We start from the raw sequence: 6,927 nt of genomic DNA, 5'->3' as shown, positions 1-6,927 counted from the left end.
TAGAAAATGATAAAAATCTTATATTTTTATCAAAGCCAATTTCGCCTGAGTTAATATCATCATGATCTGTGAACCATCAACGTCTTCAATGATCGACTTTTAAGTAAGTCTGGAAGGTAAAGCTATGGAGCTTGCTACTACGCAGTCAGTATTGATGCAAATTCAACCGACAATTCAGCGTTTTGCCAGAATGCTTGCCAGCGTTTTGCAGCTTGAGGTTGAGATCGTTGATGAAAACTTGTGTCGCGTCGCCGGAACGGGCGCGTATGGGAAGTTTCTTGGTCGCCAGTTGAGCGGCAACTCACGCCTGCTCCGCCACGTCCTGGAAACGAAAACTGAAAAAGTTGTGACACAGTCTCGCTTCGATCCCCTTTGCGAAGGTTGCGATAGTAAAGAAAATTGCCGCGAAAAAGCATTTCTGGGTACGCCTGTCATTTTACAGGATCGTTGTGTTGGGGTGATAAGTTTGATTGCCGTTACCCACGAGCAACAAGAGCATATCAGTGATAATTTACGCGAATTTTCTGATTATGTTCGCCATATATCCACCATTTTTGTTTCGAAACTTCTGGAGGATCAGGGGCCAGGAGATAACATCAGTAAAATATTCGCGACCATGATCGATAATATGGATCAGGGCGTATTAGTTGTTGATGATGAAAGTCGGGTTCAGTTTGTTAATCAGACTGCCTTAAAAACACTTGGTGTTGTACAAAATAATATTATTGGGAAACCTATCCGTTTCAGACCATTAACATTTGAGAGTAATTTTACTCATGGACATATGCAGCATATTGTTTCGTGGGACGATAAAAGTGAATTAATCATTGGTCAATTGCATAACATTCAGGGCCGACAATTATTTTTAATGGCATTTCACCAATCGCATACCAGTTTTTCTGTAGCAAATGCACCTGATGAACCACATATTGAACAATTGGTTGGCGAGTGCCGTGTTATGCGGCAATTAAAACGACTCATTAGCCGTATTGCACCCAGCCCATCCAGCGTTATGGTGGTTGGTGAAAGCGGCACGGGTAAAGAAGTCGTCGCCCGAGCAATCCATAAGTTGAGCGGAAGACGGAATAAACCCTTTATTGCTATCAACTGTGCCGCGATTCCGGAGCAGCTTCTGGAAAGCGAACTGTTCGGTTATGTTAAAGGCGCATTTACTGGCGCTTCTGCCAACGGTAAAACAGGGTTGATTCAGGCGGCGAATACGGGCACGCTGTTTCTCGATGAAATAGGTGATATGCCATTAATGTTGCAGGCTAAATTACTGCGCGCTATTGAGGCGCGTGAAATTCTGCCGATTGGTGCCAGTAGCCCAATACAAGTCGACATTCGCATCATTTCTGCAACTAATCAGAATTTGGCCCAGTTCATTGCCGAAGGTAAATTCCGCGAAGATCTCTTCTACCGACTTAATGTTATCCCGATAACTCTGCCACCGCTGCGTGAACGTCAGGAAGATATTGAACTATTGGTGCATTACTTTTTACATCTGCATACCCGTCGTCTGGGATCGGTTTATCCTGGCATTGCTCCCGATGTCGTCGAAATATTGCGTAAGCATCGTTGGCCCGGAAACCTGCGCGAGTTAAGCAATTTGATGGAATATCTGGTTAACGTGGTTCCTTCAGGTGAAGTTATCGACAGCACGCTATTGCCGCCAAATCTGCTGAATAATGGCACAACGGAGCAAAGTGATGTAACAGAGGTCAGTGAGGCGCACCTGTCACTCGATGATGCGGGCGGCACGGCGCTGGAGGAGATGGAAAAGCAAATGATCCGCGAGGCGCTTTCACGTCATAACAGCAAGAAGCAAGTTGCTGATGAACTGGGCATCGGCATTGCTACGCTCTATCGCAAGATTAAGAAATATGAGTTGTTAAACACATAACCTCAGTGAATCCGGCCTGAATTCAGGCCGGATATCCTTTTACTTCGTTTTCTCGCAATCCAGAACTGTATTTACAATCATCTGATACCCCGTGCAGCGACAAAGATTTCCCGCCAGTCCGCGACGAATTTCCGTAATGGTTAATGGCTTCTCGCGTGGTTTCGCCAGCATTGCCGTGGTAGCCATAATCAGGCCAGGCGTACAAAACCCGCACTGCACTGCGCCGGATTTCGCATAAGCCTGCTGAACATGAGAAAGTTTTCCGCCTTTCGCTTCACCTTCCAGCGTGCGGATCTCTTTTCCTTCAGCCCAGGCGGCAAGGTATAAGCAACTGTCTATTGCTGTGCCGTCGACCAACACCGTACAGGCACCACATTCACCCACGCAGCACCCTTGTTTGACACTTAGCAGTCCTTGTTCGCGGAGTAATTCCGAGAGCGGCGTGCCTGGTGCGGCGTGAAGCTGAAAAGGCATCCCGTTAATGGTGCATTCGATGGTAATTGTTTCGCTGTGATTCATTGCAATTTTCCCCCCGCCGCGGCGACGGCTTCGCTAATCACTTTTTTGGTCATCGTCTGGATGAGATGCAGACGAAACTCTTTACTGGCCCGCCATGAAGAACGTGGGGCGACATCTTGCAGGACAGATTCGCTGATAGCTTCCAGCGTTTGCAGGTTTAATGGCGCATTTTGTGCAGTCTGTTCGGCATGTTGGCAGCGAATCGGCGTTGGCGCGGCAACACCAAATGCCAGGCGTAATTCGCTGAAATTGCCGTTATCCAGTCGGCAATGTGCGGCGCAGCCAATCGTTGAAATATCCATTGCGTCGCGCATGGCATATTTAAAATGCGCGCTGCCCGCGTGTTCTTTCGGCTGTGGCGGAAAATGAAAGGCGACGAGGATTTCGTCATGCTCAAGAGACACTTTGCCCGGCCCGGTGTGAAAGCCATTAATCGGGACGAAACGAACACCGCGCGGGGAGTGGATCTCCAGTTTCGCGTCATAAATTAGCGTTGGCGTGGCAGAATCTGCGCTGGTGGCACCGTTGCAAATATTTCCACCGTAGGTAGCGACGTTACGGATCTGCGGTCCAGCAATGGACGTGGCCGCAGCACATAACGCCGGGAGATGACGTTGAGTTATAGGATCTTCTATTAGCTGGGTAAATGTCGTTGCAGAGCCGATACGTAGCGAGCCATCTTCCGCCAGCGTAATTCCCCGCAGCTCCGCCAGATTATGAATATCAACAATATGGCGATAACGGTCATTGTGATGGTGGAGCTGAATCAGTACGTCAGTGCCACCGGCGAGCAGTTTGGCCTGCGGGTTGTCAGCCAGCAGGTTGATGGCATCGGCAAGGGTTGCTGCGCGATGGTAAGAAGCAAAATCAAACATGATGTTATCCTCAAATCAATCCTGCCAGATGGAACTCTTCATATAACCGTTTTGGCGTCAGCGGCAGTGTATTGATTGCAACACCGGTAGCCATCTTCACCGCGTTACGAATAGCAGCGGCAACAGGAATTATTGGTGGCTCACCCAGTGACTTATGTCCGTATGCGGATTGCGGCTCATTGATTTCGACGAACGCGCTTTCCAGTTGTGGCAGATCCGGCATGGTCGGCATTTTGTAATCCAGCAGATTGGGGTTACGGACCACGCCGCTTTTAGCATCGATGATCATCTCTTCAAATAGCGCCCAGCCAATGCCCATTCCCATTCCGCCGTGTACCTGACCTTCTGCCAGCAGTGGATTAAGAATATGCCCTGAATCATGAACGTTGAGGATGCGGTTGATGGTGACTTTGCACAGCGCAATATCGACCGTCAGATCAACAAAGGTACAGCCAAACGCCGGTGGGTTAGTGGTGGTTTTGATGGAGCTTTCAGCAGAGAGCTGCCCGCCGCGTTCAGGGTGGTAGAAAGCGTCCATCGCCAAATCTTTTAACGACATTAACGGCTCTTCCGGTCGTTCAACCAGCACGATATGGCCTTTTATCAGGGTCAGATTCATCGCTGACTGATGTAGCATGACTGCGGCGTGAGCGATGATTTTCTCTTTTAATAATAGTGCCGCACTGCGCAGCGCAGGCGCGGCAACATAGCTCTGGCGTGAGGCAAATGCGCCGGGATCGAACGGCGTAACGTCGGTATCTTGAGTTGAAATAACGCGAACGTCGCTGACCGGAACCCCCACGGTTTCTGCCACCATTTGCGAGAAGACGGTGTCGGCACCCTGACCGATTTCCGTCGCGCCGCTTTGCACGTTGATGGTTCCATCCTGATTCATCAGAAGGCGCGCGCCTGCTATTTCTACGCCGACAGGCCAGGTGTTAGAGGTGTAGCTAAAACAGGCGACGCCAACGCCGCGGCGCAAATTGCCTTGCTGGTTCTGGCATTCTGCACGGCGTTTTTCCCATTCAAAGATTTTCCGGCCTTTTTCAAGACACTCCGGCAACCCTGCGCTGTAAATACGTTTGCCCGTGAGCGGATTAGCATCTCCTTCGCGGGCGGCGTTGCGTAAACGAATTTCAACAGGATCAATACCTAACGCTGTCGCGGCGTCATCAAGCATAGACTCAACGGCAAATACGACTTGTGGCGCGCCATAACCACGCATCGCACCAGCCGAGGGGAGGTTGGTATAGCAGGTCTTTGAACTGTAAGCGTAGGCACAACGAGGATAAAGGTAAGCGACTTTATTCCCCCCCGCAGAAGCGATGGAGTGCCCGTGAGATGCATAAGCGCCGGTGTTAGACAGAACATCCAGACTATAACCTTTCAATGTTCCGTCGCGGTTCACGCCCATTTGCCCGTCAATGGTAAAAGCGTGGCGGGTACGGGTTGCGAGGAAACACTCTTCACGGCTAAGGGAAACTTTCACCGGAATGCCGCCAAGCTTGCTGGTCAGGAATGCCGCCATTGGCTCTTCCAGTACATCCTGTTTATTACCAAAACCGCCACCGACAAATGGTTTGATGACTCGTACGCATGACCAGGGAATATCCAGCGCCTGACCAACCACGCGGCGAACAATGTGCGGGATCTGGGTGCTGGAAACGATGGTAATTCGCGAGTCATCCTCCATCCACGCCAGCGATGTTACGCTTTCCATGTGACAATGTTGAATAACGGGGGTCTGATAGTGCCCCTGTACCTGGTAGTCGGCGGCATCGATTGTTTGTTGGACATTACCCGTCGACATCGTGCTTTGTTTCAGTAAATTGCCACCGTTATGGATTGGTGCAGCGTCTTCTGCCAGCGCCGCTTCTGGCGTGGTGATAACGGGTAATTCTTGCCACTCAATGCTGACCAATTGCGCCGCTTTTTCTGCCGTGAGTTCATCGCGGGCCACGACGATGGCAACGGCGTCACCATGATGACGAACATGGCGAGTTAGCAGTGCGCGATCGGCGGTATCGCGCTTGTTTTCGTCAAGTGTCCAGGCATGCCCAGCTGTAGCGAATGGAATATCAGGCACATCTTCCCAGGTAAAAATCGCCAGTACGCCCGGCAAACTTCTGGCTTGTTCATCATTAATACTTACGGCATAACCATGTGCGATAGGGCTACGTACATATTTCGCATAACACATGCCCGCCATAACATAATCGTCAGTATATCGTGCCCGCCCGGTGACCTTAGCAATGGCATCGACGCGCATGCATGATTCACCCGTAGCGGTTGCTTCCCGCGCTTCCATAGAAATCCCCTCGATTTGAACATTTGGTTCTTATGGCAAAGATTTAGTCTAAGCAGGCAAGATTTACGCCAGAAACGACGATAAGCGTTAGGGGAGGTAGGAAGTGTGATGACGTTAAAAAAACACAGATATGATACGAAACAGGACTCTGAATAGGGGCAGTGATACGTATCAATATGAGTGGCGATAAAATCAATGTGATAAATTGGGATTATTACGCATCAGGATGGGAAATAGGGTAAAAAGTCAGGAAGTTCGATACCTCTACAGCGAATATTTTGCTGATGATACTTCCCTTTGCCAAATGAAATTAACCTCTTTCTCTATTACCACGTTTTTCCAGAAGCAAGAGATTGGGTATCAAGAGGCTGGCTGCTATGATAAGGCGTCTTGTTTTTTAAGCGAGGAAAGATTTTGAGTGCGGGACGCCTGAATAAAAAATCTCTGGGTATCGTGATGTTGTTATCGTTTGGACTGCTTTTGGCGGGCTGTTCGGGTAGCAAATCATCCGATACAGGAACGTATTCCGGCTCCGTTTACACCGTGAAACGGGGGGATACGCTATATCGTATTTCGCGCACCACGGGAACCAGCGTAAAAGAACTGGCGCGACTGAACGGCATTTCCCCCCCTTACACCATTGAAGTTGGTCAGAAACTAAAACTGGGTGGGGCGAAAAGTAGCAGTATTACACGTAAATCAACCGCCAAATCAACGACCAAAACCGCATCGGTTACACCGTCATCAGCGGTACCGAAATCATCCTGGCCGCCAGTAGGGCAACGTTGTTGGTTATGGCCAACGACAGGGAAAGTTATCATGCCGTATTCGACAGCAGATGGCGGCAATAAAGGGATTGATATCTCAGCTCCACGGGGTACACCTATTTACGCCGCGGGTGCAGGAAAGGTGGTGTATGTGGGCAACCAGCTGCGTGGCTACGGTAATCTCATCATGATTAAACACAGTGAAGATTACATTACGGCTTACGCCCATAATGACACGATGCTGGTAAATAATGGGCAAAGCGTGAAGGCTGGGCAAAAAATCGCCACTATGGGGAGCACGGATGCGGCATCTGTTCGCCTGCATTTCCAGATTCGTTACCGTGCAACGGCAATTGATCCGCTACGTTACTTGCCGCCTCAGGGCAGCAAGCCAAAATGCTGATGGCGAATTAATCAGCAGTCAGCAGCGTGGCACTTGCTAAGGAGAGCGTAAGGTTTATAATGCCTTACGCATCTCGAAGCGGGCGTAGTTCAATGGTAGAACGAGAGCTTCCCAAGCTCTATACGAGGGTTCGATTCCCTTCGCCCGCTCCA

The 6,927-nt window shown here is 49.7% G+C and carries 5 protein-coding genes and 1 tRNA gene; 3 read left to right on the top strand and 3 right to left on the bottom strand.

Going from position 1 to position 6,927, the window contains the following annotated elements; translation table 11 throughout:
* Nucleotides 1-124 precede the first annotated feature (124 nt).
* The gene (locus tag RTW80_RS21695) at nucleotides 125-1,903 is read left to right on the top strand and encodes a sigma-54 interaction domain-containing protein (protein ID WP_000417808.1); all 1,779 of its coding nucleotides are present in this window, start codon (nucleotides 125-127) and stop codon (nucleotides 1,901-1,903) included.
* Nucleotides 1,904-1,942: 39 nt separating this feature from the next.
* Here the strand turns inward: RTW80_RS21695 and xdhC are convergent, their stop codons facing one another.
* From xdhC to xdhA, 3 genes are read right to left on the bottom strand one after another with little or no spacing between them, the layout of a single operon-like run.
* Complete coding sequence (gene xdhC, locus RTW80_RS21690; protein WP_001016605.1) at nucleotides 1,943-2,422, bottom strand: xanthine dehydrogenase iron sulfur-binding subunit XdhC; 480 nt, start codon at nucleotides 2,420-2,422, stop codon at nucleotides 1,943-1,945.
* Entirely contained in the window at nucleotides 2,419-3,297 is an 879-nt protein-coding gene (gene xdhB, locus RTW80_RS21685) for a xanthine dehydrogenase FAD-binding subunit XdhB (RefSeq protein ID WP_000459182.1), read from the bottom strand. The genes xdhC and xdhB overlap by 4 nt, the downstream gene beginning before the upstream one ends.
* Before the next feature lie 10 nt (nucleotides 3,298-3,307).
* The gene (gene xdhA, locus RTW80_RS21680; protein WP_000388150.1) at nucleotides 3,308-5,605 is read right to left on the bottom strand and encodes a xanthine dehydrogenase molybdenum-binding subunit XdhA; all 2,298 of its coding nucleotides are present in this window, start codon (nucleotides 5,603-5,605) and stop codon (nucleotides 3,308-3,310) included.
* A gap of 414 nt (nucleotides 5,606-6,019) precedes the next feature.
* Here xdhA and actS point away from each other — a divergent pair, with 414 nt between their 5' ends.
* Nucleotides 6,020-6,775, top strand: coding sequence for an amidase activator ActS (gene actS / locus RTW80_RS21675; protein WP_312720133.1), 756 nt, complete (start codon nucleotides 6,020-6,022; stop codon nucleotides 6,773-6,775).
* 78 nt (nucleotides 6,776-6,853) lie between these two features.
* Nucleotides 6,854-6,927 (top strand) — tRNA-Gly (locus RTW80_RS21670).

The organism is Escherichia sp. AM3 (assembly GCF_032029835.1).
Taxonomy (GTDB): Bacteria; Pseudomonadota; Gammaproteobacteria; order Enterobacterales; family Enterobacteriaceae; genus Escherichia; species Escherichia coli.
Note: the sequence above shows the minus strand (reverse complement) of the source record. Positions and strands in the feature narration are given on the sequence as shown.

Bases quoted from the DNA above. Each gene is read 5' to 3' on its own strand.
- RTW80_RS21695 (WP_000417808.1), top strand. From the start codon at position 125: ATGGAGCTTGCTACTACGCAGTCAGTATTGATGCAAATTCAACCGACA.
- xdhC (WP_001016605.1), bottom strand. From the start codon at position 2,422: ATGAATCACAGCGAAACAATTACCATCGAATGCACCATTAACGGGATG.
- xdhB (WP_000459182.1), bottom strand. From the start codon at position 3,297: ATGTTTGATTTTGCTTCTTACCATCGCGCAGCAACCCTTGCCGATGCC.
- xdhA (WP_000388150.1), bottom strand. From the start codon at position 5,605: ATGGAAGCGCGGGAAGCAACCGCTACGGGTGAATCATGCATGCGCGTC.